This window comes from Sediminitomix flava (assembly GCF_003149185.1).
Lineage (GTDB): Bacteria > Bacteroidota > Bacteroidia > Cytophagales > Flammeovirgaceae > Sediminitomix > Sediminitomix flava.
This window is the reverse complement of sequence record NZ_QGDO01000006.1, coordinates 249,694-276,207: the sequence shown is the minus strand read 5'-3', so window position 1 is coordinate 276,207 and position 26,514 is coordinate 249,694. Positions and strand designations below refer to the sequence as shown.

The 26,514-nt window shown below is 37.2% G+C and carries 25 protein-coding genes; 7 read left to right on the top strand and 18 right to left on the bottom strand.

All coding sequences use genetic code 11. The features are described from left to right. Positions 1-111: 111 nt before the first annotated feature. The gene (locus tag BC781_RS20205; protein WP_109621295.1) at positions 112-414 is read right to left on the bottom strand and encodes a hypothetical protein; all 303 of its coding nucleotides are present in this window, start codon (positions 412-414) and stop codon (positions 112-114) included. 179 nt (positions 415-593) lie between these two features. Here BC781_RS20205 and BC781_RS20200 point away from each other — a divergent pair, with 179 nt between their 5' ends. Both BC781_RS20200 and BC781_RS20195 read left to right on the top strand, forming a co-directional pair. Further along, positions 594-1,013, top strand: coding sequence for a secondary thiamine-phosphate synthase enzyme YjbQ (locus BC781_RS20200; protein WP_109621293.1), 420 nt, complete (start codon positions 594-596; stop codon positions 1,011-1,013). Positions 1,014-1,123: 110 nt separating this feature from the next. Next, positions 1,124-2,065 carry a lysophospholipid acyltransferase family protein gene (locus BC781_RS20195; protein ID WP_109621290.1) on the top strand — a complete coding sequence of 314 codons (942 nt, stop codon included), beginning with the start codon at positions 1,124-1,126 and terminating at the stop codon, positions 2,063-2,065. Positions 2,066-2,129: 64 nt separating this feature from the next. On the opposite strand, the gene BC781_RS20190 is transcribed toward BC781_RS20195, so the two are convergent. Then, positions 2,130-3,578: a carbohydrate porin gene (locus BC781_RS20190; RefSeq protein ID WP_109621288.1), complete on the bottom strand. Its 1,449-nt coding sequence runs from the start codon at positions 3,576-3,578 to the stop codon at positions 2,130-2,132. A gap of 247 nt (positions 3,579-3,825) precedes the next feature. Between BC781_RS20190 and BC781_RS20185 the strand changes: the two genes are divergently transcribed. Next, positions 3,826-4,380 carry a hypothetical protein gene (locus BC781_RS20185; RefSeq protein ID WP_109621285.1) on the top strand — a complete coding sequence of 185 codons (555 nt, stop codon included), beginning with the start codon at positions 3,826-3,828 and terminating at the stop codon, positions 4,378-4,380. A 55-nt stretch (positions 4,381-4,435) separates the two neighbouring features. Here BC781_RS20185 and recA read toward each other — a convergent pair whose 3' ends face one another. Then, positions 4,436-5,503, bottom strand: coding sequence for a recombinase RecA (gene recA / locus BC781_RS20180; protein WP_109621283.1), 1,068 nt, complete (start codon positions 5,501-5,503; stop codon positions 4,436-4,438). Between the two features lie 501 nt (positions 5,504-6,004). Between recA and BC781_RS20175 the strand changes: the two genes are divergently transcribed. From BC781_RS20175 to BC781_RS20165, 3 genes are all read left to right on the top strand, one after another. Then, on the top strand, positions 6,005-6,913 hold the full coding sequence (locus BC781_RS20175; RefSeq protein ID WP_109621281.1) for a methylenetetrahydrofolate reductase: 909 nt from the start codon (positions 6,005-6,007) through the stop codon (positions 6,911-6,913). Positions 6,914-6,984: 71 nt separating this feature from the next. Beyond that, positions 6,985-7,389, top strand: a complete 405-nt coding sequence (locus tag BC781_RS20170) for a VOC family protein (protein WP_109621279.1) — start codon at positions 6,985-6,987, stop codon at positions 7,387-7,389. A gap of 131 nt (positions 7,390-7,520) precedes the next feature. Beyond that, positions 7,521-7,847, top strand: a complete 327-nt coding sequence (locus BC781_RS20165; RefSeq protein WP_109621277.1) for a DUF5335 family protein — start codon at positions 7,521-7,523, stop codon at positions 7,845-7,847. A gap of 88 nt (positions 7,848-7,935) precedes the next feature. Here the strand turns inward: BC781_RS20165 and argH are convergent, their stop codons facing one another. The 11 genes from argH to BC781_RS20110 all read right to left on the bottom strand — a co-directional run bounded on the left by argH (position 7,936) and on the right by BC781_RS20110 (position 19,926). After that, on the bottom strand, positions 7,936-9,267 hold the full coding sequence (gene argH / locus BC781_RS20160; RefSeq protein WP_109621275.1) for an argininosuccinate lyase: 1,332 nt from the start codon (positions 9,265-9,267) through the stop codon (positions 7,936-7,938). 37 nt (positions 9,268-9,304) lie between these two features. Continuing rightward, positions 9,305-10,375 carry a M20 family metallo-hydrolase gene (locus BC781_RS20155; RefSeq protein WP_245935640.1) on the bottom strand — a complete coding sequence of 357 codons (1,071 nt, stop codon included), beginning with the start codon at positions 10,373-10,375 and terminating at the stop codon, positions 9,305-9,307. 129 nt (positions 10,376-10,504) lie between these two features. Next, positions 10,505-11,278 carry an acetylglutamate kinase gene (gene argB, locus BC781_RS20150; RefSeq protein ID WP_109621272.1) on the bottom strand — a complete coding sequence of 258 codons (774 nt, stop codon included), beginning with the start codon at positions 11,276-11,278 and terminating at the stop codon, positions 10,505-10,507. Between the two features lie 9 nt (positions 11,279-11,287). Then, entirely contained in the window at positions 11,288-12,235 is a 948-nt protein-coding gene (locus BC781_RS20145; protein ID WP_109621270.1) for an N-acetylornithine carbamoyltransferase, read from the bottom strand. A gap of 44 nt (positions 12,236-12,279) precedes the next feature. Continuing rightward, complete coding sequence (locus tag BC781_RS20140) at positions 12,280-13,425, bottom strand: aspartate aminotransferase family protein (protein WP_109621268.1); 1,146 nt, start codon at positions 13,423-13,425, stop codon at positions 12,280-12,282. 52 nt (positions 13,426-13,477) lie between these two features. Continuing rightward, complete coding sequence (gene argC / locus BC781_RS20135; RefSeq protein WP_109621266.1) at positions 13,478-14,461, bottom strand: N-acetyl-gamma-glutamyl-phosphate reductase; 984 nt, start codon at positions 14,459-14,461, stop codon at positions 13,478-13,480. A 25-nt stretch (positions 14,462-14,486) separates the two neighbouring features. Continuing rightward, positions 14,487-15,683 carry an argininosuccinate synthase gene (gene argG, locus BC781_RS20130; protein WP_109621264.1) on the bottom strand — a complete coding sequence of 399 codons (1,197 nt, stop codon included), beginning with the start codon at positions 15,681-15,683 and terminating at the stop codon, positions 14,487-14,489. Between the two features lie 53 nt (positions 15,684-15,736). Further along, complete coding sequence (locus tag BC781_RS20125) at positions 15,737-16,336, bottom strand: GNAT family N-acetyltransferase (protein ID WP_109621262.1); 600 nt, start codon at positions 16,334-16,336, stop codon at positions 15,737-15,739. 343 nt (positions 16,337-16,679) lie between these two features. Further along, positions 16,680-18,098 (bottom strand): ATP-dependent DNA helicase, encoded by a 1,419-nt coding sequence (locus tag BC781_RS20120; protein ID WP_109621260.1) that lies wholly within the window; start codon positions 18,096-18,098, stop codon positions 16,680-16,682. Between the two features lie 122 nt (positions 18,099-18,220). Beyond that, positions 18,221-19,408 (bottom strand): sensor histidine kinase, encoded by a 1,188-nt coding sequence (locus tag BC781_RS20115; RefSeq protein WP_109621258.1) that lies wholly within the window; start codon positions 19,406-19,408, stop codon positions 18,221-18,223. Positions 19,409-19,419: 11 nt separating this feature from the next. Then, complete coding sequence (locus tag BC781_RS20110) at positions 19,420-19,926, bottom strand: GyrI-like domain-containing protein (RefSeq protein WP_109621256.1); 507 nt, start codon at positions 19,924-19,926, stop codon at positions 19,420-19,422. A 227-nt stretch (positions 19,927-20,153) separates the two neighbouring features. Here BC781_RS20110 and BC781_RS20105 point away from each other — a divergent pair, with 227 nt between their 5' ends. Then, positions 20,154-21,221, top strand: coding sequence for an aldose epimerase family protein (locus tag BC781_RS20105; protein ID WP_109621254.1), 1,068 nt, complete (start codon positions 20,154-20,156; stop codon positions 21,219-21,221). 134 nt (positions 21,222-21,355) lie between these two features. On the opposite strand, the gene BC781_RS20100 is transcribed toward BC781_RS20105, so the two are convergent. From BC781_RS20100 to BC781_RS20085, 4 genes are all read right to left on the bottom strand, one after another. Further along, positions 21,356-22,072, bottom strand: coding sequence for an RluA family pseudouridine synthase (locus tag BC781_RS20100; RefSeq protein ID WP_109621252.1), 717 nt, complete (start codon positions 22,070-22,072; stop codon positions 21,356-21,358). Continuing rightward, complete coding sequence (locus BC781_RS20095; RefSeq protein WP_245935639.1) at positions 22,059-23,171, bottom strand: sensor histidine kinase; 1,113 nt, start codon at positions 23,169-23,171, stop codon at positions 22,059-22,061. Before BC781_RS20095 ends, BC781_RS20100 begins: the two co-directional genes overlap by 14 nt. Before the next feature lie 63 nt (positions 23,172-23,234). After that, on the bottom strand, positions 23,235-23,933 hold the full coding sequence (locus BC781_RS20090; RefSeq protein ID WP_109621250.1) for a response regulator transcription factor: 699 nt from the start codon (positions 23,931-23,933) through the stop codon (positions 23,235-23,237). 155 nt (positions 23,934-24,088) lie between these two features. After that, positions 24,089-26,374: a peptidylprolyl isomerase gene (locus BC781_RS20085; protein WP_109621248.1), complete on the bottom strand. Its 2,286-nt coding sequence runs from the start codon at positions 26,372-26,374 to the stop codon at positions 24,089-24,091. Positions 26,375-26,514: the final 140 nt, after the last annotated feature.

Sequence of the window (26,514 nt, the reverse complement as noted above, 5' to 3'; positions counted from 1 at the left end):
GCATGTACTGTCTCTTTGAATAGCAAATGAGTACAACTTATTTCGCATGCATAAAGATTACATCACTTTACCTTAGTGGCAGAGGCTCTGTTATACGGAGCCTTTGCTTTTTTAACTTTCATACTTTCCCCACATGATTACTTTTTGCCACTGACGTTCCAAAACCAGTTTTGCCAGCTCATCCGCAGGAGCATCACTCGCTATAGCTTCTTTTACTTTCTGTTCGTCAACATCAATTCGATAAAGGGCATTCATCAATTGATCAAACTCAAAGCGTAACATATAATTTATTCTCTTACTCAACCATTGCTGAAGATCATATTGCACCTCTAATTCCTCTCCTATTTCGCCAAAATCCTTAGCAATCAAATTACTCGTTTTTAATAAATGTTTTTGCTCTTCTTCTCTACTCATTATTTACTTGTTGTGTCGTTGAAGTATCTGTATTTTTGCAAACAGAAAGACTTAATGATCAGCTTTTACCACTTTAAAACTCTTTTTTTAGCTTAATCAAAGAGTCTTTCGTCATGATAACATTCTCAATAGTCTAAAGAGGTGTTCACATTAATCTATTTCATTTATTTTTTTTCGAAATGGTTATCCAAAAACAAATCCGATTAAGAGCATATTCAAGAGGGTTTCACTTGATCACATCAGAAATAGAAAACGCTATACCAGAACTATCTAAGATTAAAGCTGGTACTGCTCAAGTATTTATTCTTCATACTTCTGCTTCATTGACTATCAATGAAAATGCAGATCCCACTGTTCGAGAAGACTTTGAAAGTCATTTCAATGTCATGATTCCCGAAAATGCACCTTATTACAAACACACTTATGAGGGGCCTGATGATATGCCTGCGCACATCAAATCTTCGCTTCTAGGTAGTAGTGTTAACATTCCCGTAGCCAATGGTCAATTTCTGTTAGGAACATGGCAAGGCATCTATTTGTGTGAACATCGTGACTTTGCAGGTCCAAGAAAGCTAGTAATCACAATAATTGGTGAATAAAGTTCCGTTATTAACAGAATTCTTTTATATTAATTATTAATATTATGCAATCATTTGTTTACTCGCAAGATTACTCTTTAATCTTCACTAAAGGCTAAGGTATTTTTGAGATGGGAAAAAAGAAGGGATTGAAAAAGTTGAAATATGACTTACTCTATGCATTTGTGAAAGGAGGCGTAAAAGTTCTTCAAAAAATGCCTAGAAAACCTCTACTCCGCACAGGCGGACGTTTAGGGGTGCTTGCCTATAAGCTTATGAAAAGCGAGCGTTTAAAAACGCTAAAAAATCTTGATATCGCCTATGGTGATACTAAGTCTGACTCAGAGAAGAAATGGATCGCAAAAGAAAGTTGGAGACACCTAGGGATGAATGCCATTGAAACATTCCGTCTACCTCTTTTGAATACATTTAAAGATTTCAATGATATCGTAACCGTAACAGGTTGGGAAAAAATAACGAAGGTTCAGTTAGAAGGCAGTGGTGTTATTGGCCTTTGTGCACACCACGGTTGCTTTGAACTTGTAAATGCTTATGCTGGTCTAATCGAGAAAGGTGTAACAGTTGTAGGTGCTCCTCTAAAAGATGAGCGTTTGAACGAATTACTTATTCAAAACAGATCGCATCAAGGACAGAAATATGTGACCAGAAGTGCTTCTGCTTTCAAACATTTACTGAATGGTATCTTATCTAAGGAATTATCAATTCTTCTGGTTGACCAAGATACTCAGAAAGTAAAAAATGTGTTTGTAGACTTCATGGGTACACAAGCTTCTACACCTATTGGGGCTACTATTCTTGCCGCTAAAACTGGAGCTCCTGTATTTCCAATTAGCATTACAAGAAATGAAGATTTAAGCCATGCTATTGTAGTTGGCGACCCAGTATATGCTGTTCAAACTGGTGATAAAGAAAAAGACTTGATTGATAATACGCAACGTATTTCAGATTCTCAAGTTCACTTTATCAAGCAAAAGCCTGAACAATGGATTTGGCTTCATGAGCGTTGGAAAACAAGACCTCAAGAAGAAGAAAAGGAAAGTATTAAAGCTTAGCTAAAATATAAAACCAATTGTCTAGAGCTCATCGGATTTATTTCGATGGGCTTCTTTTTTAGGTTTAGAATGACCATTCTGTTCTAAGCCCAAAATAGTGACCGAATCTATTACTCCCATCTACTTCCAAATACTGAGAATACTGGATTTCTCTCGCGTAATCATTATAAACACCTAATGAATAGATAAAGCGGATGAGTGGCATACCAAGAACATCTCTGTTTTTTGTCAACATAAAAGTAGGCTGAACAGCAAACTTAGTCATACGTGCAAACTGTGTCATATCACCTTCCTGTCTTTGTTGATAACTCACATCAAAATGAAGGTGAAATTTATCCGTGAAAAAATAGGTAAAGCGATTACCCGCCACAAAAGATTCTTTCTTATTATTGAAAACTACCATTTCCCCTTCCTCATCTTCCACAGTTAACGTATTTCCTGAAGCTCCCCCTTTTGCATTTTCATAAAGTAGATAAAACTGTAAACCAATCTGGTCATCTGTATTCCACACAAACTTATTCACCAACGCCCATCCATAAGCGCCGTCATAAGATAAATCTTCATCAAAACCACCATATGTAAAATGCGTACGAGCAAACGTACCTATAATTGTACCATTGGCGATTCCATATCCATATCGAGCAGTTAACTGATTGTATGATTCTTGCCCATTCTCCAATCTTCTAAAAGTAGATTTCAAACCAGCTCCTAACACGAAACCCCATTCTGTAGGTACAGGAACTACAATTCCGTCGGGGTCTGTCTCAGCAATAGTTTCAGACTGTAGTAGCAAACCATTTGGGTCTTTAGGAAGAAAATGAACTTCTCCGTTAATATCTAGCTGATGATTTTCTCCTAAAGGATAATTATACTCTCCAATGAGCATCAAACGTTGTCGATCGGTTTGGTTACCCAAAAGACCACCTGTATTATCATAAAGTAATCGAGTGACACCTGCATCATCCAATTGCTGTTGTGCCAAAATCATCCATTTCCACCTTTTATATTCTATCCCAATACCCTGCTCTCCTCTTTCATTGAAGAAAAAATGATCAAACCACTCCAAATAATAACCCGGAGGATAGTGAAACCTTGATCCGACCCAAAGTACTAAACCATTTTTAGCTCTCAACTGAAGATATACTTCTGGCAATGTGATCGCCAAATCATTTGGGTCCCAGTTTGATCCATTACCAATCATTACCCCTCGGCTAGAAAACATTGCAAAACGCATCACAAAGAGTACATCCATTCCTAGTCGCTGCTTCAGTCGATTGAGATAGACTCTTGTTCCTAATTCTATATAATCACCTTCTTCATGTCGGCCTCCCACAGGACCTAAACCATTAAGATTCAAACGCAATCCTAATTGTCCTTGATCTGTAGCAGAAATTCCTATACGTCCATATGAAAAGAGCTTTACAGAATCCTTCTCAACATCTTGTGCAAAAAGGTCTATAAATAAAGGAAAGAAGAATAAAAATATAGATATGGGTTTTATAAAACGTCGCATGAACTAAGACTTCAGTTTACTGGAGGTCTTAGAATTTCTAAAATTGAATCAAGAAAATAAATACTTAGGTTCGGGAACTCATTTTCAACTCTAAATAATACTTATCTCTCATCTTGTTTTCCAAATACAACCTTGAAGTCGCATTATTTTAGAAGTTGAAATACGATTGACTTCGTATATTTACGGCTGAATTTTCGTTACACAGTTTGGGGGAAATTTCTATACTAAACTAAATCTGAACAAATCGATGAATACCCTAAAATATATATTAGGATTTCTTGTTTTCTCACTGATCTCATGTAGTAGTGAAAAACAAGAAGACAGTAATCTTCAAGACACTGCTGATAAAGTAGAAACGAAAAAAGAAGTTATAATAAAGAAGAAACTCAAAGTAACTTCTGAGCTTCTGAGTAAAGACAAAAGTTTTTCTTCTCAGCTTCTGTTGGCTGACAGTCTTCAAATGAAGCGGAAACTAAAAAATGGAGAGTTTGATAACTATAGCCTTCAACTACATGACCTTTTGGTCAAATCTGAAATGGATACACTTGCCTATTTTTCTTCAAAAAGTGATCAACTTACAGGTTATAAAGTTATTGGTTGGTTCAAAAATGACATCCTGTTTTACACCGAAAATGGACCAAAAACAGTCGATAAATATTTACTGTTTGACCCTGTAAAAAAAGAAAGTTATCTGCTTGATTATTGGAGTGCTGAAAAGCTTTCTAACACAGAAGGATTAAAAGATAAATCTATTTCCTTCAATATAGAGAGTGGAAAAGTCACTAGCATTGATCTGAAATAAGAAAAGGCATCCTTTTAATAGGGATGCCTTTCAATTTATCTTTTAGAAATAAAGACTATTCTTTATCTGCCTTTTCTGCTTTCTTTGGTTTTGCTGGCTCTTCTTCAGGAAGTTCAATTCCATCAATTTTCGCCTTGATCTTAGTTTCAAGCTCATCCATCAACTCTGGATTATCCTTGATCATTTCTTTTACAGCCTCACGACCTTGACCAAGTTTTGTAGTTCCATAAGAGAACCAAGAACCTGCTTTTTTCACAATCTCCATATCTACAGCAAGGTCAAGAACCTCACCAGCTCGTGAAATACCCTCACCATAAAGAATATCAAATTCTACTTGTTTGAATGGAGGTGCTACTTTGTTTTTCTGAACTTTTACTCTTGTGCGGTTACCTACTATATTATCAGCAGATTCTTTGATCGCTCCAATACGACGGATATCCAAACGTACAGAAGAGTAATATTTCAAGGCATTACCACCCGTTGTTGTTTCAGGGTTACCGAACATTACACCAATTTTCTCACGTAATTGGTTAATGAAGATACATACACAGTTTGTTTTAGAAACTGCTCCTGTCAACTTACGAAGTGCTTGCGACATCAAACGTGCTTGAAGTCCCATACGGCTATCTCCCATATCACCTTCCAATTCCGCTTTAGGAACCAAAGCTGCTACCGAGTCAATAACCACAACATCCAAAGCTCCAGAACGAACCAAGTGCTCTGCAATCTCCAAAGCTTGCTCACCATGGTCTGGCTGAGAGATCAACAAACGATCCATATCAATCCCCAACTTCTCAGCATAAACTTTATCAAATGCGTGTTCAGCATCTACAAAAGCTGCCATTCCACCATTTTTTTGTGCCTCAGCAATAGTGTGCAAAGCTAAAGTTGTTTTACCTGAAGATTCTGGTCCATAAACCTCTACAATACGACCTCTAGGTAAACCACCTACACCTAAAGCAAGGTCTAAGCCCAATGAACCTGTTGAGATTGCAGGAATATCTACTACATTCTCATCGTTCATTTTCATGACTGTACCTTTACCATAGGTTTTGTCAAGCTTAGAAATGACTGTATTCAGTGCATTGAGTTTTTCTTGTTGTTCTTTATTGTCTGCTGCCATGATCGTTGAAATTTATCTATGATCTAAATGATTTGTATCGATTTTCCGAAAATATAGAAATTTTTCTAATATTTTATCTAATTATCTTCTTATTACTCTAACAAAATTATAGGCATAGACCGTAAATGAATTACGGAGCAAAAATATTTTTTCAAAAAAATAAAAAAGCACAACCTCCAAAGGTTTCCCCTCTTCTGGCTGTGCTTCATATCAGAATTATCCACTGCTCCAAAAATAAGGGCTATTTCTAGTTTAGATTATGACATATGTTCTCTTAAAGTATGATTTCTCTCACCTATAAATCTTTGAGCAAAAAATAGTTTTTCAAAAGATTTTGCCTTATGAGAAGATCAAATAGTATCAGAATCAAAAAAGTGACTTTTTCTAGAATTTTATTTTGTCTTTCATTTCCTAAAAGAGATATCTAACCTTTTTTATTTCAAACTGCGAAAGTATTCTTTTAATTTGTAACTGCAATTTACATGAAGGACTAAGTACACTATGTTCAAAGAAATAATTAAAACCAAAAAAACAGGGTTCATCACATACGGGATCACTCCCCCAAAACAAAGAAATGCCCCTGAAAAACTTACCGAGATTTCTCAAAATCAAATCCGACGTATCAAGGAACTTGATATTGATGCATTGGTGATTTATGACATTCAAGATGAAAGTGACCGTACTTCAGAAGAACGTCCTTTTCCGTTTTTACCGTCATTAGATTCAATGGAATATTCAGACTCTTATCTAGATGAGTTGGATGTCCCTAAAATCGTTTATCGTTGTGTCGGAAAATATTCTCAAGAGGAACTCGCTAACGAACTAAGCAACAAAGATTCAAACTCGTGTATGGTGTTTGTTGGAGCTGCTTCTAGCAAACAACAAGTCATGATGACACTCGGCGATGCCTATTCTCTGTATCAGAATACACCAAATAATACCAAACTTGGTGGCGTTTGTATTCCGGAAAGACATCAGACTAAAAAAGATGAACACCTTCGTATGATTGAGAAAGCGAAGAAAGGATGTTCATTCTTTATCACACAAACAGTTTATGATGTTTCTGCGGCTAAAGATTTCCTTTCAGATTACTACTATCACTGTCAGAAGGAAAATATCGAAATGCAGCCAATCATATTTACACTAGCCCCTTGTGGTTCTCTTAAAACTATGGAGTTTATGAAGTGGCTAGGTGTTTCTTTCCCTACTTGGATAGAAAACGAGTTGGCAAACTCAGTAGATATTCTTCATCATTCGGTTGACTATTGTGTTGATATCTTCAAGGATTTGTATTCTTATGCTCACTTAAAGCACATTCCTGTAGGTTTCAATATAGAAAGTGTCTCTATTCGTAAAAAAGAAATTGATGCTTCAGTGGAGTTACTAAAACGTATCCGAGAAGAACTTTAATTATAATTCTTCTCCCTAAAAATGAGTTTATCTGAGCAATCGGGTAAACTCATTTTTTATTAAATTCTAGTATGGAATTTACCCAGATCAAAGAAACCTGCCTTTATGTCAAAGACCTTGATGACTGCAAGGCATTCTACCATGATTTACTTGGCTTTCCTGTTATTGGTAAAGTAGAAGGAAGGCATATCTTTTTCCGAGTAGGAACATCGGTATTACTCTGCTTTATTTCTGAAGAAAGTAAAAAAGGCGGGGATTTACCAGGACATTATGGTGGTGGAAAAATTCATATTGCTTTTGAAGCTCCTCGTGGAAAATATGAGCAGCTTAAGCAGGAAATAAAAGAAAAAAACATCTCCATCTTACATGAAGAAATTTGGAAATGGTCTGCCAAGAAAAAATCCTTCTACTTTGAAGATCCCGACGGACACCTTCTAGAAGTCATTGAAAATGGACTTTGGGAAGCTGATTCATAAACGAACAACCACTTTCATTCGCTTTTTATACTTCTGAAACTTTTACAAATCCCTTTTGTTCTTGGAGTAAATCACAAACACTCAAGGGTGCTTAAATCTCATTTTTATTCACATAAAATAGGCTTAAGAATATGAGTATCAGAAAACATTTATCGCAAGAAGAATGGTCGGATAAACTGCAATCGATCAACTCTAGTAACAAAGGTAGACATGTTGTTTTGGAAGTGCAGAACAATACACTAGCTGAAGACAAGGCGTTGAGAGATGTTGACTACGACCCTGTTGGCAAAGGAAATGACATCATCATTACACTAGAAGGTAATAATGGTGATACTTTATTCCACACAGTGAAAGCTCCTGTAGATATTTATACCGTACAGCACGACAACGGTGAATTATCTATCATTGATATCTACGATCAAAACGGAGAGTGTACCTCGATCAGACTTTCTGCCTAATTTCTAAGTTCTAGGAATTAAAAAAGGACGATAGAAAATCCTGTAAGATTTCTTATCGTCCTTTTCTGTATTATTTATCTTACTAAATTTATGCAAGAAGTGCTTTTAGTTTTTCGTGCAAAGATTTGAATTCAAAACCATCTACTACTTTTTGCATTTCAGCAGCAATTTCTTCATTACAAAGATTCCCGATACTACCTGCGTGTGTGTGGTTTACTTCTTTCTGAGGTTTGAATGTGCCTTTTTCAATATCCATTCCCACTTGTTTATAAGCTTCACGGAATGGTACACCTTCCAACACCAACTGATTTACCACTTCTACACTAAATAGGTAATGGTACTTTTCATCATCAAGAATGTCTTTGTTGATCGTGATATTACTAAACATAAGCATCACCATATCCAAACAATCGTTCAACATACCGAATGCGGGCATCAGCAATTCTTTGATCTGCTGAAAATCTCTGTGATAACCAACAGGTAAGTTACTTGTCAACATACTGACTTGTGTTGGAAGTGCTAAAAGCTGATTACATTTTGCTCTTGTCAGCTCCAATACATCTGGGTTTTTCTTATGCGGCATAATACTCGAACCCGTTGTCAATTCCGATGGGAATGAGAAGAAACCAAAGTTTTGCCCCATGTACAAGCAAGTATCCATCGAAAGCTTATTGACTGTAGCGGCAATAGAAGCTAGTGCATTAGATACAATATACTCGACTTTCCCTCTACCCATTTGCGCATAAACTACATTGTAATTCATGACTTCAAAGCCTAACAGATCGGTTGTCATCTGACGGTCAAGCGGGAAAGAAGAACCATAACCTGCAGCAGAACCCAAAGGATTTTTATTAACTACTTTATACGCTCCTTTCAAGACTTCCAAATCATCGATCAAAGCTTCGGCATATGCTCCAAACCAAAGTCCGAAAGAAGATGGCATTGCTACTTGCATATGCGTATAGCCCGGCATCAGAAGCTCCTTATGTTCTTCACTCAACTTGTTTAGCAAGCCAAAAACAGTAGAAACTTTATCTACCAATTGCTCTATTTCTCCTCTCATGTAAAGCTTTAGATCTACTAAAACTTGATCATTTCTTGATCTTCCCGAGTGGAGTTTTTTACCTACAGTTCCTAGTCGTTCAGTCAGAAGAAATTCTACTTGAGAGTGCACATCTTCAATTCCATCTTTGATTTCGAAATCCCCTGCCTCTACTTCTTTATAGATTTGCTGTAGTCCTGCCACTAACTGATCTTTTTCATCTTCCGTAAGTAGACCTACTTTTGCCAGCATGGTAGCATGTGCAATAGATCCCAACACATCGTAAGGAGCTAAATCTAAGTCTAACTCTCTATCTTTACCGACAGTGAAAGTTTCCACCTTTTTGTCTACATCAAAATCTTTTTGCCAAAGCTTCATTTTCGTATATTCTTACTTGTGTGTTGTTTCTTTCTAATTAATGTGTGTGAGCATATCTTTCCAAGAGCTCTGTATAAATCTGAATACCTTCTTCAATTTCTTTCAAATAGATAAATTCATCTGCTTGATGCGAACGTTGCGAACGCCCCGGCCCCATTTTCAAACTCTGAACAGGCATCAAAGACTGATCTGAAAGTGTAGGAGAACCAAAAGTTTCTCTTCCCATTTCTAAGCCCGCCTTTACAATTGGGTGATCTGCCGAAATTGATGATGGATTCAGACGAGTTGAACGAGCATTGGCTTCACTTTTTACATGAGTCTTTATAATCTCAAGTGTCTCTTCATTTGAATAGGCATCTGTCGTTCTCACATCTACGGTGAAATGACATTCAGAAGGAACTACATTATGCTGTGTCCCTGCATTGATAACCGTTACACTCATTTTTACAGGCCCTAAATAATCAGACTCCTGTGCAAAATGATAAGAGTGAAACCACTGGATATCTTTCATTGCAATAGAAATGGCATTGACACCTTCATCACGAGCTGCATGACCAGATTTTCCTTTTGCCGTCATGTCAATGACCATCAAACCTTTTTCAGCAATAGCTAAATGCATTTCTGTTGGCTCTCCGACAATTGCAAGATCGATTTCTCCTAAATCATCCCAAATAGACGCGATACCATTCTTTCCAGAAATTTCTTCTTCGGCAGTCGCTGCCATGATCAGATTAAAAGGCAAATCTGCTCTATCATAAAAGTATCTGAAAGTTGCCATCAAAGATACCAAGGCTCCTCCTGCATCATTACTACCCAATCCAAAGAGCTTTTCATCTTCTTCCAAGGCTACAAAAGGATCTTTTGTCCAATCTTTATTTGGCTTTACCGTATCATGATGAGAATTGAGTAAAATTGAAGGTTTATCAGATGAGAAAAATTTGTTCTTAACCCAAATATTGAACCCCTTCTCTTCGTAAGGAATTGAAAGTTCGTTCCAAAATTCTTTCAAAAGAGCGGCTGTATCTACTTCTTCTCTACTAAACGATTGTGTCTCGATCAGTTGCTTTAATAAAGTCACTGCATCGGAATAGATTGAGGTAGTTTTCATTGTGTTGTTGTTTAGGGCATTCATTTTTATTCTAGATTAAGAATCTTAAAAATTGATTATCACACACTCATCTTCATGTATCTCTGTTAGATACCCCTTCATTTATAGAAAAAGATTATACTACACGGATTAGGCTGTTATGCTTGTTCCGATAAATTCTTTTTGTAGTAAATTTTCTGCCTTACCAATCTGTACTTCTGCCACACCTTCTCCGATTGCATCAAAAGCATTATCCAATTTTGGAATCATACCATCTGCTATTACCCCATCAGCTTTTAGTCCTGAATAATTTCCTTGATGAATATGCGCAATCAGACTACTTTCATCATTGATATCCATCAAGACTCCTGTTTTCTCAAAGCAATATTTCAAAGAAACTTCATAGGCTTCTGAGAGTCCTACCGCTATTTGTGAAGCTATAGTATCGGCATTCGTATTTAGTAATTGGCCTTGATTATCGTGTGTCAGCGCACAAAAAACAGGTACTAAACCTGCCTCAAAAAATGCTTTCAGAGGTGCAATATTTACCTTATCTACATCGCCAACAAAGCCAAAGTCAATTTCCTTTACAGGTCGTTTATGTGCTTCGATGATATTGGCATCTGCTCCAGTAAGTCCTAATGCATTGCAATGTTGTGCTTGAAGTCCTGCCACAATGTTTTTGTTGATCAAACCTCCATACATCATTGTCACTACTTTGAGTGTTTCAGCATCGGTGATTCTTCTCCCATTAATCATTTGTGGCTCTAGCCCCATTTGCTTCATTAATGCTGAAGCTGATTTTCCACCTCCATGTACTAAAACCTTTAATCCTTCGAGCTGTGCAAATTGCTGGATAAAAGTGTCTAATGCTTCTACATTATCAATAATGTTTCCGCCTATTTTAACTACTGATACTTTCATCTGCTCTCCTTAAAGATTTTCCAACATTTCTTTCAATACCGTTTGAACGGCAAATTCTCTGTTTCCTGCCTGCTGAATAACCGCCGACTGTGGACTGTCAATCACTCCATCCGTCACAATTACATTTCTACGAACAGGCAAACAATGCATAAAGTGAGCATTATTTGTCAATGCCATTTTTTCCTCATCCACTACCCAACTTTTATCTTGAGATAGGATTTGTCCGTAGTCATTATAAGAAGACCAGTTTTTTGCATAGATGAAGTCAGCATCTTTGAAGGCTTCTTTTTGATCATAAACCACTCGAGCATTTCCAACAAATTCAGGATTTAGCTCATAACCTTTCGGATGTGTAATGACCAATTCTACATCTGCCAAATTCATCGTTTCAGCAAAAGAATTTGAAACCGCTTGAGGTAAAGCTCTCGGGTGTGGCGCCCAAGTCAAAACGACCTTAGGTTTTGCTTTCTGACTCAATTCCTTGATTGTCATTAAATCTGCCAACGCTTGAAGCGGATGACGAATTGCAGATTCCAAACTAACCACAGGAACTGAGGTGTATTTTACGATATCATTGATCACTTTATCGGCATAGTCTGCTTCTCTGTCTTTCAGACTTGGGAAAGAACGTACTCCGATAATATCACAATATTGGCCAATCACAGGAAAAGCATCTTTGATATGTTCTGCCTTGTCACTGTCCATAATGACACCCTCTTCTGTTTCCAATTTCCAACCATCGCCATCTACATTCATGACAATGACATTCATACCCAAGCTCATCGCCGCTTTTTGCGTACTCAAACGTGTACGAAGACTTGGATTAAAAAAAATCAGACCTAACGTTTTGTGTTTTCCGAGTGTATCAAAAGCAAAAGGGTTCTTCTTTAGTTCTAGTGCTTTATCTGCGAAGTCATTGATATTCGGGACGTCGTAGGCTGTTGTATATTTTTTCATTACATGTAATTCCTTATTGAACTTAAACTTTGAAAAGTTACCACTTAAGCCATAGCTTCCTCTGCTACTTTCTTGAAGGCTTGCAAAAATTTAAGTCCTTGTTCTTTTGTTAGATTTAAAGGAGGTAATAATCTTAATGTATTTTTCTCTGAAGCTCCTCCTGTAAAAATATGGTGATCAAAAAGAAGGTCTTTTCGGATAGAAGCAACTTCGGTATCCATTTCTACACCGATCATCAAACCTTTTCCTCTGACTTCTTTTACCCCACTTATTTTTGCTAATTCCTCCATCAGCCAATCTCCTACAGTAGTAGCGTTGGTCAGTAAGAATTCCTTCTGAAGCACATCTAAAACAGCAATTCCTGCGGAACAAGCCAAATGGTTTCCTCCGAAAGTTGTACCTAACATTCCGTGCCAAGCTTCAAACTTTGGAGAAATCAACACTCCTCCAATTGGAAAACCATTTCCCATACCCTTTGCCATCGTGATGATATCTGGTTCTACTCCTGCCCATTGATGACCAAAGAATTTACCTGATCTTCCATATCCCGATTGGATTTCGTCAGCAATCATCACAGCATTGTAAAGGCTACAATACTCTCTGATTTTCTTCATGAAACTTTCCGTTGGTACATGAATACCTCCGATTCCTTGAATTCCCTCTACAATAACTGCACAGATATTTGAATTCTGTTCAAACGCTTCTTTCAATGCATCTTCATCATTAAAAGGCAGCATCATTGTATCGTGAACTTGATTGACAGGTGCTTTTATTTTTGCACTATCGGTGGTTGCTACGGACAGAGAGGTTCTACCATGAAAGCCTTTCGTAAATGAAATGATTGTCTTCTTTTCATTATGAAATGAAGCTAGCTTAAATGCATTTTCATTGGCTTCAGCACCAGAATTACACAAGAACAATTGCCAATCCTTGTAGCCCGATAATTCACCTAACTTAGAGGCCAATTCAGATTGCAAAGGGTTTTGAATACTGTTAGAATAAAATACCAACTTATTCAATTGTTCGTTGAGCATACCCACATAATGCGGATGACTGTGACCAATTGAGATCACGGCATGTCCTCCGTATAAGTCTAAGTATTTCTCACCGTTCTTGTCGTAAATCCATACACCATTTCCCTTTTCGGGTTGGATATCAAAAAGCGGATATACATCAAATAATTTTGCCATAATTTCGGATTAGCGTTTTGGTTTTAGATAATAGCTTCAGAGCATCTGACTACTAAAATGCACTTGGTTTTAAATTCAACCCTGCTTTTTCCTCCAATCCAAATAGCAAGTTCATATTATGAGTAGCTTGTCCGACCGCTCCCTTTAGTAAGTTATCAATCGCAGAAGTAATCAAGACCATATCGCCATGTTTTTCTACATGAATCAGACATTTATTAGTGTTTACCACCAACTTTACATCTACAGGCTGATCAATCACATGCGTAAATACATGATCTTGGTAATACTCTTGGAAGATTGATTTTAGTTCATCTTCAGAAAGATCTGTCTTAAGATAAACAGAAGCTAAGATACCTCTAGTAAAATTCCCTCTGTATGGGATAAAGTGAATGCTTTGTTCAAATCCTTCCTGTGACTTATCCAAACTTTCCGATATTTCGAAAAGATGTTGGTGCTTGAAAGCTTTGTAATGAGAAATATTATTGTTCCTCCAAGTAAAGCCTGTTGTCTTTGTCAAACTTTGTCCTGCTCCTGTAGAACCTGTTACTGCAGAAATATGAATATCGGAGTTCAATTGCTTGGCATCTGCCAAAGGCATTAGCGCCAATTGGATTGCTGTCGCGAAACAACCTGGATTTGCAATATTATTTGCAGTCTTAATTTCTTCTTTGTTCAGTTCTGGAAGACCATACACAAAAGATCTACCACCTTTTTCTGCTGAAGCTCTCAATCTGAAATCTTGGCTAAGGTCAATGATCTTTACGGAAGAAGGGAAGTCTTGTCCATCCAAGAAAACTTTAGACTCGCCATGACCTAGACATAAGAAAATTACGTCTACGTCATGCTCAATTTTATCTGTAAAAAGTATAGCTGTTTCTCCTACCAAATCAGCATGTGCTTTGTGAAGAGGCTCTCCCGCATGACTTCTACTATGGATAAATCCTAGTTCTACATTTGGATGATTGAGCAATACTCTGATGAGTTCTCCACCTGTAAACCCTGCACCACCAATGATTCCTGCTTTAATCGTTTTCATGTTAGTATCGTTTATTCTGCTTGGATTATTTGTCTTCGTGTACTTTATGGTAAATCATTGTTTGGTTGGCCAACATTTTTGCAAAACCTCTTGCATCTTCGCCTGTCCAAGCATTATTCATTTCTCCGTAAGCACCAAATTTGCTAGACATCAAGTCATTTTCAGATTCAATACCCAAAACTTCATAACGATATGGATGAAGGGCTACAAAGACTTTTCCAGTTACATGCTCTTGTGTATCTGCCAAGAATGTTTCCACATTTCTCATTACAGGATCAAGCATTTGTCCTTCGTGAACAAGCATTCCGTACCAGTTACCTAACTGCTCTTTCCAGTACAATTGCCATTTCGTAAGTGTATGCTTTTCTAAAGTGTGGTGGGCTTTTATGATGATCACAGGGGCAGCAGCTTCAAAACCTACTCTTCCTTTAATTCCGATGATCGTATCTCCTACGTGGGTATCTCTTCCTATTCCGTATGGAGCTGCTATGTCGTTTAATTCTTGGATTGCATCTACAGGATTATCGTAATGCTTTCCATTTATTCCTTTCAACTCTCCTTGCTCGAAGAAAAGCTCTACTTGTTCTGAGTTTTCTTTGCTAAGTTGTGTAGGATAAGCGTGTTCTGGTAATGATTGATGAGATGTGAGTGTCTCTGCTCCTCCTACTGATGTTCCCCAAATTCCTTGGTTGATTGAGTATTTTGCTTTTTCCCAATCTTTATCAACACCATGCTTTTTAAGGAAATCTATTTCTTCTTCTCTGCTTAGTTTTAAGTCTCTGATTGGCGTAATGATTTCCACATTTGGAATCATAATCTGGAAAATCATATCAAATCTGATTTGGTCATTTCCTGCACCTGTACTTCCGTGTACTACATAATCAGCGCCAACTTCTTGTACATATTGTGCGATAGCCATCGCTTGGAAAACTCTTTCTGCCGATACCGAAAGTGGGTAAGTATTATATCTTAAGACATTACCAAAAACCAAGTATTTCACACAGTCTTGGTAGTATTTATCTGTAACATCTAACACGGTATGCGATGTTACTCCCATTTGGTAAGCTTTCTCTTCGACATCCTGAAGTTCTTCTTGAGTGAATCCTCCAGTTTGTACGAGTGCTGTATGTACTTCGTAACCTTTTTCTTCAGTGAGGTACTTTACACAAAAGGATGTATCAAGTCCACCACTGTATGCCAATACAGCTTTTTTCTTTTCCATAAGTTTCTTAAAAATATTGGTTGTTTATATAGAGTTTGCTCTTTGCTATTTCTTTAGATGCCTACTTTTTCAGAAAGGCTCAGATCCTTTTCCTTTTTTGCCTCTACTTTGTCAGGATCATATAACATACCCGTACAGAGGCAGTGTTTTCTTTCCGTACGCGTCAGAATATCATAATTGATACAACTTTGACAGCCTTTCCAAAACTGTTCATCGTCAGTTAATTCCGAAAAAGTAACAGGACTATATCCTAGTTCACTATTGATTTTCATGACAGGTAAGCTCGTAGTCAGACCAAAAAGTTTAGCATTCGGATACTTTTCTCTCGAAAGTTCGAAAGCTTTTTGCTTAATCATTTTTGCAAGTCCTGCACCTCTAAATTCGGGAGAAACAATCAAACCAGAGTTGGCCACAAACTTGTTGTGTCCCCATGATTCGATATAGCAAAAACCAGCAAATCTACCATCTTGGTGTAAAGCAATAACAGCTTTACCCTCAGATATCTTAAGGTTGATGTACTCTACGGTTCTTTTGGCAATACCCGTACCTCTCGCCTTGGCAGATTCCTCGATTGTGGCACAAATCGTATCTGCATAACTCATATGCGATTCATTGGCTACCGCCAACACAAAATCAGTAGAATGATACTTCATAACTTGGAAACGTCAGAAGAATACAAAATTCGGTTATAAATAGAGCTTGTTAACTTTTTCTTGGAATTTGTTTGCTGAATTTTCATCGATCCGTATCAGCATTTTGTAGAATGGTGTGGTTGTCTCGGATAGGAACAACCTATGATTTTATGTCCCCGTTAGGGACGTCGGAAACGTCGTACGCGAGCAACCGCCTCCTGTCTAGCGATAGGAGCAGCGAAGAATATCAGGGTGATATGGTTGCTTGCTTTATTCATTTTTTCTGAGCGATTTTATTAAACGCTTGCAACAAAAGTAAGTGGTCATTGCGAATAATCAAACAATTAGTTTGAAATATTTACAATTATTTAAAATATGTTGATGGAAAGTTCATAAAAAACAGCTCTGACTGTGCACGAGTTGTTGCAGTATAAAGCCATCTTAAGAAATCAATGTCAATCTCATTGTTAGGTAAATACCCCATATCTACAAACACAGCGTCCCACTGTCCACCCTGAGATTTATGACAAGTTAAAGCATAAGAGAATTTAATCTGTAAGGCGTTCAAATATTGATCTCCTCTGATCATCTTCATGCGCTTCGCCTTGCTATCTACATCATTATATTCTGCAACAACGTTTTGATAAAGTTCTCGGTTCTCTTGTTGGCTTAAACTTGGGGTAAAAGAATGTAAGGTATCGAGTAAAACTTTTGCTTCAATAATCGGGTGATCATCATAATCAAGTAGTTTAAAAGAAATATCGGCAAAACGATGCCCGTGCATTTCCTCTATATTTCTGACACTACAAACTTCTATAAATTCACCATTGGCAAGAAATCCCGCAGGAGAATCTTCAGGTAGCCAATGATAGTTATTTCGAACAATCATCAGTTGATCTCCAGGCTCTAATTCTTCTTCCCTAAAATGAATTTGCCTTCTGATGTACTGATTATATTGAGTTGCTTGACGATTTGAACGACAGATTATAACGGTATTTTCTGTCCCAAACTTATCATAGCCATAAAGTAATCCATCTTCCAGTCGCTCAGATGTCATACTAAAAACATCTTTGTAGCTTTTCGTCCATAGCGTAATTTTTGGGTCTGGAACAGTTAACTGCTGACGAATACCCGTAGCATTTACCAAGATTCCCGATTCATTTGCTTGACGAACAACTTGTGTCAGTTCGTGCTCTATAAGTCTGAGGTGAAAGTCTTTTTCCAAAACAATAGCATCTAGCGCAGGGCTAATTTGCTGATGAACTGGTGGAAGCTGAGCTGTATCTCCAATCAAGAGTAATTTATTTCCAGATTTAGGATCTTGAAAAACATACTGAATCAACTCAGTCAGTAATCCTGCATTTCCCATATCTGCCTGATCGTTGATCATAGAAGCCTCATCGACAATAAAAATGGTATTTTGGGAAGTATTTCGCTGACGTTCAAACCTCAGTACACCACTGTCTGGGTCTTCTGTTTGCTTGAATATAATTTTGTGAATGGTGTATGATCTGCGTTTCGCATAATAAGACATCACTTTGGCTGCACGTCCTGTTGGCGCCAAAAGCATGGTCTGATAGTTGTATCTGCGAAGAACTCGAACAAGGGCATTTACAGTAGAAGTTTTACCTGTACCTGCATATCCTCTAAGCAAAAAAGTATGGCGTTTGATGCCTTTATCTAAGATAAATTCATTCAGTAGATCAAAAAGTTTTGCTTGTCCTGCCGTTGGCGGAAATTTGAATTGTTGAAATAAATAATCCGAAGGATTCATCTCCATCATGCCTACACCTATTTTGCTTTAAGAATAGACAAAGATAAGCATAGATCTATTGATTTGTTGAACTGTTTAATCCTTGAATTGAAAGAAATGGAAGTCATTCGGTTTCTCAACTCAATCAAGTACTATTTTGGCAAACAGATTCTGAAGGTTGTTCCCGTTTCGGGAGAGGATTGAGTGATCGAAATTTTCCCTTTATGGTAAGATTCTACAATACGTTTGGCAAGTGTCAATCCTAGTCCCCAACCTCGTTTTTTGCTTGTATAGCCTGCATGAAAAACGGTCTTTTGTTTTGACTTCGGAATCCCTTTTCCTGTATCAGAAATATCCATAACCAGTCTTTTGGTATCTTGGTTAAACGATAAATCGATTGTAATCACCCCTTGCCCATTCATGGCATCAACAGCATTTTTGCAGATATTCTCAATAACCCATTCTAACAAGGGTGGATTGTATTTTCCATCTAGATCAAATTTATCCGTCAGATAATTGACGTTGATGTCGACCTTCTGAGAAATGCGACTTCTCAAATATCCTGTTATTGTTTCCACAGTTTCACCGAGGTTGTACTCTTTATCTAAAACAGGAATTGATCCGATATTTGAAAAGCGAGAAGTAATCATTGAAAGACGTTTTGCATCTTTATCCAACTCATCGGCTACTACCTCATTAACTTCTCCTCCTGCTCTGAAATATTCTACCCAAGCCATCAATGATGATATTGGTGTTCCGAGCTGATGTGCTGTTTCTTTGGCCAAACCTGCCCACAATCTTTCACGCTCGGCATTTCGGGATGTTGTAAAAATAAGATAGGCAAGAGTTGCTAAAACAGTGAGTACAATTAGCTGAAGAAGTGGCGCATATTTTAACTGAGTTACCAAATGTGAATTGGTATAACAAATATAGTTTGTCCAATTTGGGCCTTCAATGACTATTGGGTCATAATTTTCAGTCATTCTGACAACTTCCTCTTTAAGAAATTCCTGACTTTCCTTTTCTGTCAAATCCTCTGGAATATCTACATTTCTAGAAGCAACAGGTTCTTTGTTGCCATTGAGTAAGATAACAGGAATCAGGTCATTTGAGGTTACGATTTCTGTCAGAAGAAATGTCAAATCCTCATCATCTATTGTTTGAGAGGTTATTCGTTCTTGTACTTTCGCAAAAAGGTCTACTTGTCTTCTCTCTCGATCTGCCAACTGACTCACCAATAGATCAGTATATAGGTAAGAAATAGCCCCTACAATTGCTGCAACCAAAACGATCAACCACTTCAGAAAACTCTGATTATAATATATCTTACTCAATGCCATCTACTTTGCTATTATTCCGCACAGACAATCTCCGTAATTACTTTATTGTCGTCATAAAACTCAATATAAGTATCTTCTAGCTTTAGTTGATGCTGCGCCGCATACTCTTTAATGGCTTTGTTTACATTGGCAGGGTTTGGTGCAAAAAAGCTATTTTCTATTTCAGTTCGGACTGCCTTATAAGGTTTCAACACCAATTCTTTAAAATCACCTTCCAGATTTTCAGAAGTTTTTAACCCAATAAATATATTGATGGCTTCGTCTGACTGATCAGGATTTCCTTGATAATACACCACATATTGTAGCTGTGTTTGTTCCGATAAGCCATAGACCTCTTCCATTATCTTACCAAGTTTTTTATCATCTACGGTTCCATTGAACTCTTTCCCTACTAATCGAAACCCTTCCTGTTCTTGTACTTCTATCCCAACATCATCCAGAACACCTAACTTAGAAACTGCTAGTCCCAAACTCAAAAAAATAATGGGAAGTACCACCCACAACTGTATTTTTTTCATACTTCTTACTATAGAATAAATTTCTTGAATGTGATTTTCAACACAATACTAAAAACGAATCCGTTGTTTTTGTTTGAAATAAATGCTTTTTATTCAGAAGTACGAATATAATCCTAAAAATCAGTTTGGAGCTTTTGCTTAAACAAGTGTATTTTTTACATATATTTACAACAATTATCAAATTATCGCTTACTCTTAACCAATTTTACACTTTAACACAAGCTATCATGTTGACAATACACAAACAGAGCTGGGGGACTCTCGATGATGGAAGAGTTGTCTCATTGTATACGTTGAAGAATAACCTAGGAACTCAAATTGCACTATCGGATTTTGGAGCTATGATCGCCTCAATCAAAACAAATGATGCCGATGGTATGAATGATGAAATCACTCTCAATCATGAAAGTTTTTATGCCTACTATCATAATGGTGAACATCCTTTTCTTGGTGGAACTATCGGAAGGTTTGCGGGTAAGATAAATGAAGGAAAATTTAGGATTGGAGACAAAGAGTATGCACTAGCTCAAAATCAAGCACCAAACCACCTTAATGGAGGTGTAGAAGGTTTTGATCGAAAGCTCTGGACTGGTACACGAATCCGTGAAAATGACAGAGTTGGTGTTCGATTTACTTTCGTGGCAAAACACTTAGAAGAAGGCTACCCTGGTAACTTGCAGGTAAACACAACCTACTATCTGAATGATAAAAATGAACTCAGAATAGATTTTGAAGCAGTTTCTGATGAAGATACGCATGTCAATATAACCAACCACACCTACTACAACTTGAAAGGAGCTAAAAGTGGGAATTGCTTAGATCATCAAATTCGATTATATGCTGATCGATTTTTACACCTCAATGAAAACCATATTCCTAGTGGAGAACTGATGCCTGTAAGCGGCTCTCCGATGGACTTTACATCCGAAAAAGTTTTAGGAAAACATATAGATACAGATTACGAACAAGTCAAACTCACATCAGGATTTGACCATGATTGGGTATTGAATTCTGCCGAAAAAGAAGTACTCAAACATGCCGCATCGGTCTACGAACCTAATTCCAGAAGAACATTAGATGTGTACACAACCTATCCATCTGTTCATCTTTATACAGGAAATTCTTTGCACAATTTTGAAAATACACAAGGGAATACTTTTGAAAAACATGCAGGGCTAGCACTAGAAGCTCAATACTATCCTGACAGCCCGAATCATTCACATTTTCCATCTACCTTATTGGAAAAAGGGAGGTTATATTCTGAGAAAACAATACTCAAATTCGGGATTCGCTAAAACGTAATCCTGTTCATAACAACAACTTATCGATCACTACTAAGCCCAGTAAATATTTTACTGGGCTTTTTTCATAAAAAAAGTGATACAAACAATGTCTGTATCACTTCAAAAACCCCTTTTAGAAGGGTGTTTTATTTATTTTTTCTTAGCTGATTCACAAATGCTCTAATGTCTTTTGGATAATCTGCTTCAGCAGCAATTGGTTCTCCGTTTACATCGTTGAAAACAATTGCTCTTGCGTGAAGTGCTACCCTTTTAATCAAAGCTTGTTCTTCTGTCTGCTGCTTCAAATTAAACTTGCGTTTGATATCTGAAAGGAATGGAAATTTTCCACCATACAGAATATCTGCCGCAATTGGTGCTTCCAAGCTTGCAAGGTGAATACGGATTTGGTGCATACGCCCCGTATATGGCAAGCATTCTACCAAAGTATGAGATTTGTATGCCTCTAAGGTATTGAAAATTGTAAGGGAAGGCTTTCCTTCTACAGTATCGATACGTACGTTTCCACGTCCCGAAACCGCAATAGGCCAATTTACTTTCGTTTCATTGAAATTCTGAACGCCTCCAACTACTGCATGGTAGACTTTGGAAACTTCACGATTCTCAAACTGAATAGAAAGATTTCTGTAGGCTTCATCATTTTTTGCTGCCACTAATACACCAGAAGTCTCTTTATCCAAACGATGACACAACCTTCCTTCAGGACAATACTCTCTCAACAAGCCCAACATATTATCCCTAGTCGAATCTCTTTCGTCAAGAGAAGCCACATAAGGAGGCTTGTTCATCAAGATATAATTGTCATTTTCAAAAAGGATACAATCTTTTATACTAAACTTCTTCATCTAAATCTTGGTATTTCTTCAATGCGAACTCGCAACGTGTACCTTTGCCCAATTCGCTACTCACATGAATTCTAGAGTCATGTGCCTCTATAATATGTTTTACAATGGCTAATCCAAGGCCTGTTCCTCCTGCCTTTTTAGAACGGCTTTTGTCTACTCGGTAAAAACGTTCAAAGATTCTTTGCAAATCTTCTTCAGAGATTCCGATACCATTATCTTCTATAACAACATTAACTTCCTCGCCTTTGTCTTCAAGAATGACTTTTACCCAACCTTCGTCTTCTTTATTGTACTTGATACTGTTGGTTACAAGGTTTACCAATACTTGACGAATACGGTTGTAATCTCCTTCAATGGCAATTTCGTCATCGTTTTCTACTTCATAATAGATTTCTAAGCCTTTCTTGTGTGCTTTCCCTTCCAGTTGGTCGACTACATCTGTTGCCAATGTCTGAAGATCGAAGATTTCCATATCCATCGAAATTTCTCCAGACTCCATATGAGAAATCGTCAGAAGGTCTCTTACTAAAGCATCAAGTCCATTCAAACTTTTCGCTGCTCGTTTCAAGAACTTCATTCTCACATTTTCATCGTCTATGGCCCCATCCAAAAGGGTAAGGATATAACCTTGGGCTGCAAAAATAGGAGTTTTTAATTCGTGAGAAACATCTGCCAAGAATTCTCTACGATATATTTCCATTTTTCGCAGTCGATCAATCTCTTCTTCCTTCTTGTGAGCATAGTCTGCAATATCTGCATTCATCTTTTGGAAGATCTTAGAAGACCCTTGTTGGAAAATCTTGATTCGTTCTTCAGGAGAAACAGACTCAGACTTTAATATTTCTATCTGATTATTGACTTTGTTCAGCTCTCTGAAGATCATAAATTCCAAAGTCACATAAGTCAAAATAAAAGCTGATGAAAAAGAAATTGTTCCTGCTACCACATAAACCACCCAATCTACTCCATTGAGTAGACTCAAAAAGGCGACCGTAATAAGCGAAACGCAACTTGCTAGTAAAAAAGAAACCGCTTTCGAGCTAAACCACATATTCCTATCTAATTTTGAAAACACAAAAGTACGAAAGCCTCCCGTCATCTGAAAATCAGTTAACAGGAGGCTTCGCCTAAATTATTATGCTAGATTTAAAACCACATGAAATTAGTTTTCATGGACTTCAAACTTATATCCTACACCTTTTACGGTCTTGATAAATTCATTTCCGATTTTTTCTCTTACTCTACGAATGTGTACATCTACAGTACGAGCAAGTACATATACGTCAGAACCCCAAATATTCTTCAGAAGCTCATCACGGCTAAATACTTTCTTCGGATTACGAGCTAAGAAGTAAAGTAATTCAAATTCTTTTTTCGGTAAAGTCATTGGCTCTCCTTCTACGAAAAGCGTATAACTTGTACGGTCAATAGTGAATTTGCCTCTACTCAATACATCTCTATCTTCTTCTCCAGTAGTTTCTTGCTTACGCTCAAGAACAGTCTTAATACGCTTCATCAAAGCACGAGGCTTTACTGGCTTTACAATATAATCGTCTCCACCAACATCGAAGGCTGCAATTTCAGAATATTCTTCAGCTCTGGCTGTCAAGAAAATGATATACGCTTTAGAAGTTTGTGGTATCTCTTTGATACGACGACACGCTTCTACTCCGTCCATCACTGGCATCATGATATCCATCAAAACCAAGTCTGGTTGAATCTCTTTTGCCTTATCTACGCCTTTTTTACCATTCGAAGCAGAATATACATCATAGCCTTCTGCATTCAAGTTGTAAGTAAGAATCTCTACGATATCTGGCTCATCATCAACTACCAGAACCTTGTACTTCTTATTGTCCATACCAATTTTTTTGAATAGCTAAATCCTAATGGATATCCATAAAATTACAAGTATTTACTCGTTTCTTCCTAGTCTGTCCCTTTCAAGCAACAGATTTAACACAAAGTTAATCAGCGCTTACAGTATATTAACTAACATTAAACAATTTAGTTAAACTAAGGCTGCAAAGCTATACTTTGGAAGATCGAATCGTTTATAGTGACTGGGTATTTCTGACGTAGATCTTCTACCCACTGCTTTTCTAAAAAGTCTTGATAATCTGCCATTACCTTGCCTCTTACCTCTTTATATTTTTTCGGAGAAGGTGGTAAAATCTCTTCGGCTACAACCAAAATTGAACGGTTATTTTCAGTGTAAATCGACTGACTTTCGACTCCCCAAGTAAGCTGTCCTTGCTCAACTCTTTTGTCTGATTTATCAATTACTTCTTCAGAGATATTCAATGCTAAAACATTCTCTTCATTCAGCTTAGTTTCTAATTGACTAAGGTCTGTATCGTAATAAACGATTTGGAGTGTACCTGCTTTCCCTTCTGATTTCGTTGTTGTCACAATTCGATCTGACTGAATACCCAGTGTTTTCAAATAAGCTTCTGTTTTAGTCAAACGCTTCGTGGCGATACCTGCACTTTCAGAACTTCTTAGTGGCATATAAAATGCAATCTGATAGTTTGAGTTTTCTTTCAGAAGATTAGCAACCTTACGTAAATCTCTTTTGTGTGTAGATGTGAGGTTCGTATAATTTCGTCTGTAAGAAAGCTGTACTACCTCTGAAGGAATAATCTCAAAGCGTCCTAGCTCAAGAGCTTCTTCTACTTTTTCTAAAGTACGTTGATTACCTGCATTATACACTTTGGCTTTCATTCGCTCATTCCACATGTACTTGTCCAAATGACCTTCGTAGTATTGTTTCATTCCCAAAGTGTCTTTGGCAGCTTTACCCCATACTTCAGATTCCATTATACTGAAAAGCATAATCCCCTCTTTATACTCTTTGAGTAAGTATCTGTATTCAGGGTATTTATTTGGTAACTGTGTACGCTCATAAGCCATCACACTTTCTGTCTCAAACTCTTCCCACAATTGTGAGCTATATCTTTTCAAGTTTTTCCCTTTCTGAGGATTTTGTCTTGTCGTCACAAACTCATAGAAAGATTGTAGTGACTTTCGCTCACTTCCTACTTTTAGTACAATCTTTTTGTCTTGCTTATTTGGAACTTGTTTCCATTTCCCCTCTAGCAAAGTAGAATCGAAACTAGCCAATGCACTTGCTTTCAACTTTTCATTTACTTCAAAATCGTAATCAAGCTTTAGCTGTGCTAAATATTTTTGTTGGGAAACTTCTGCTCTAGCATCTCTCTTCATTCGCTTTTTCAATTCTGGCTCCATTTCTTCAAATGAAGGCATAGGCTGAATTTCGATCAGCTTCACAATATGCCAGCCGTATTGCGTACGTACAGGTTCAGTGATTTCACCTTCTTGAGATAATGATCTTACCCCCTCTGCGATTGGTTTAGGAACACTACTTAGTCTTACAGGAGGCATAATTCCGCCATTTCGAGATGAACGCGTATCTTGAGAGAATTGCTGACAGATTGTATTCCAATCTTCCCCTGCCATCAATTTTTCATAGATTGCATCAGCCTTCTCCTTTACCTTCAACTTTTGAGCTTCATCAAATTGTTTCGGTACAGAAAGAAGAATATGTGCCATCTGATACTTTCCTTTTACTTCTCTTTTAGAGTGTACCTTGATAATATGGTAACCAAAAGAAGAACGTACAATCTCCGAGATTTCCCCTGAAGGAGTATTAAAGGCTCCCGATTCAAAAGGGTAAACCATTTGGAATGCTGTAAAATAGCCTAAGTATCCTTTGTTTTTCTTAGCTGAAGGATCTTCAGATGAAGTTTGAGCCACAGTTCCAAAATCTTCACCATTCAAAACTCTTGTTCTGATCTCAGTGATTTTTTGAAAAGCAGCTAAAGTATCTTCTTCAGGAGCATCTTCACTCACACGAATAAGAATATGTGAGGCCTCCACTTCGTTATTCAAACGTTCATAAGCTTCCTTAATAATCGCATCAGAAAACTCACGACCTTTTAAATAAGAATCTGCAAGTTGTTTCTGATACATCTCATATTCTTGCTTCAAAGCAGGGTCTTTATCTAAACCTCTACTGTAAGCTTCCGCTACTTTCAGCTTAAAAACTTGGTAACGATCTAGGTATTCTTTCAGACTCTCATCGGAATAAGCGTTTGCTTCTTTTCCATAATTTTTGTCATACAAATACAAAAACTCATCTTTGGATACCTCTAGGCTATCCACAGTAAGAAGAGGTTCTGAGATTGTTTCCGCTATGTTGGAGGATTTTGTATTCTTTTGAAGTGATTGACAGCCTATCAGTGCTGTCAGAAAAAGTAGGTATAAAAATGACTTCTTCATCCTTGCTCGATATTTATAATCTTATCATAGCAAGATAGGAATTATTAGCGAATCGGAATATTAGAATGAAAAATATAAAGTAAAGAAGCTATTTCATACTCCGAACTAGCTTCTTTACTTTATTTATAATAATTCATGAG

What these genes read in the sequence shown, in the direction of transcription:
- BC781_RS20205 (WP_109621295.1), bottom strand. Translation starts at nt 414, where the DNA reads ATGAGTAGAGAAGAAGAGCAAAAACATTTATTAAAAACGAGTAATTTG.
- BC781_RS20200 (WP_109621293.1), top strand. Translation starts at nt 594, where the DNA reads ATGGTTATCCAAAAACAAATCCGATTAAGAGCATATTCAAGAGGGTTT.
- BC781_RS20195 (WP_109621290.1), top strand. Translation starts at nt 1,124, where the DNA reads ATGGGAAAAAAGAAGGGATTGAAAAAGTTGAAATATGACTTACTCTAT.
- BC781_RS20190 (WP_109621288.1), bottom strand. Translation starts at nt 3,578, where the DNA reads ATGCGACGTTTTATAAAACCCATATCTATATTTTTATTCTTCTTTCCT.
- BC781_RS20185 (WP_109621285.1), top strand. Translation starts at nt 3,826, where the DNA reads ATGAATACCCTAAAATATATATTAGGATTTCTTGTTTTCTCACTGATC.
- recA (WP_109621283.1), bottom strand. Translation starts at nt 5,503, where the DNA reads ATGGCAGCAGACAATAAAGAACAACAAGAAAAACTCAATGCACTGAAT.
- BC781_RS20175 (WP_109621281.1), top strand. Translation starts at nt 6,005, where the DNA reads ATGTTCAAAGAAATAATTAAAACCAAAAAAACAGGGTTCATCACATAC.
- BC781_RS20170 (WP_109621279.1), top strand. Translation starts at nt 6,985, where the DNA reads ATGGAATTTACCCAGATCAAAGAAACCTGCCTTTATGTCAAAGACCTT.
- BC781_RS20165 (WP_109621277.1), top strand. Translation starts at nt 7,521, where the DNA reads ATGAGTATCAGAAAACATTTATCGCAAGAAGAATGGTCGGATAAACTG.
- argH (WP_109621275.1), bottom strand. Translation starts at nt 9,267, where the DNA reads ATGAAGCTTTGGCAAAAAGATTTTGATGTAGACAAAAAGGTGGAAACT.
- BC781_RS20155 (WP_245935640.1), bottom strand. Translation starts at nt 10,375, where the DNA reads ATGAAAACTACCTCAATCTATTCCGATGCAGTGACTTTATTAAAGCAA.
- argB (WP_109621272.1), bottom strand. Translation starts at nt 11,278, where the DNA reads ATGAAAGTATCAGTAGTTAAAATAGGCGGAAACATTATTGATAATGTA.
- BC781_RS20145 (WP_109621270.1), bottom strand. Translation starts at nt 12,235, where the DNA reads ATGAAAAAATATACAACAGCCTACGACGTCCCGAATATCAATGACTTC.
- BC781_RS20140 (WP_109621268.1), bottom strand. Translation starts at nt 13,425, where the DNA reads ATGGCAAAATTATTTGATGTATATCCGCTTTTTGATATCCAACCCGAA.
- argC (WP_109621266.1), bottom strand. Translation starts at nt 14,461, where the DNA reads ATGAAAACGATTAAAGCAGGAATCATTGGTGGTGCAGGGTTTACAGGT.
- argG (WP_109621264.1), bottom strand. Translation starts at nt 15,683, where the DNA reads ATGGAAAAGAAAAAAGCTGTATTGGCATACAGTGGTGGACTTGATACA.
- BC781_RS20125 (WP_109621262.1), bottom strand. Translation starts at nt 16,336, where the DNA reads ATGAAGTATCATTCTACTGATTTTGTGTTGGCGGTAGCCAATGAATCG.
- BC781_RS20120 (WP_109621260.1), bottom strand. Translation starts at nt 18,098, where the DNA reads ATGATGGAGATGAATCCTTCGGATTATTTATTTCAACAATTCAAATTT.
- BC781_RS20115 (WP_109621258.1), bottom strand. Translation starts at nt 19,408, where the DNA reads ATGGCATTGAGTAAGATATATTATAATCAGAGTTTTCTGAAGTGGTTG.
- BC781_RS20110 (WP_109621256.1), bottom strand. Translation starts at nt 19,926, where the DNA reads ATGAAAAAAATACAGTTGTGGGTGGTACTTCCCATTATTTTTTTGAGT.
- BC781_RS20105 (WP_109621254.1), top strand. Translation starts at nt 20,154, where the DNA reads ATGTTGACAATACACAAACAGAGCTGGGGGACTCTCGATGATGGAAGA.
- BC781_RS20100 (WP_109621252.1), bottom strand. Translation starts at nt 22,072, where the DNA reads ATGAAGAAGTTTAGTATAAAAGATTGTATCCTTTTTGAAAATGACAAT.
- BC781_RS20095 (WP_245935639.1), bottom strand. Translation starts at nt 23,171, where the DNA reads ATGACGGGAGGCTTTCGTACTTTTGTGTTTTCAAAATTAGATAGGAAT.
- BC781_RS20090 (WP_109621250.1), bottom strand. Translation starts at nt 23,933, where the DNA reads ATGGACAATAAGAAGTACAAGGTTCTGGTAGTTGATGATGAGCCAGAT.
- BC781_RS20085 (WP_109621248.1), bottom strand. Translation starts at nt 26,374, where the DNA reads ATGAAGAAGTCATTTTTATACCTACTTTTTCTGACAGCACTGATAGGC.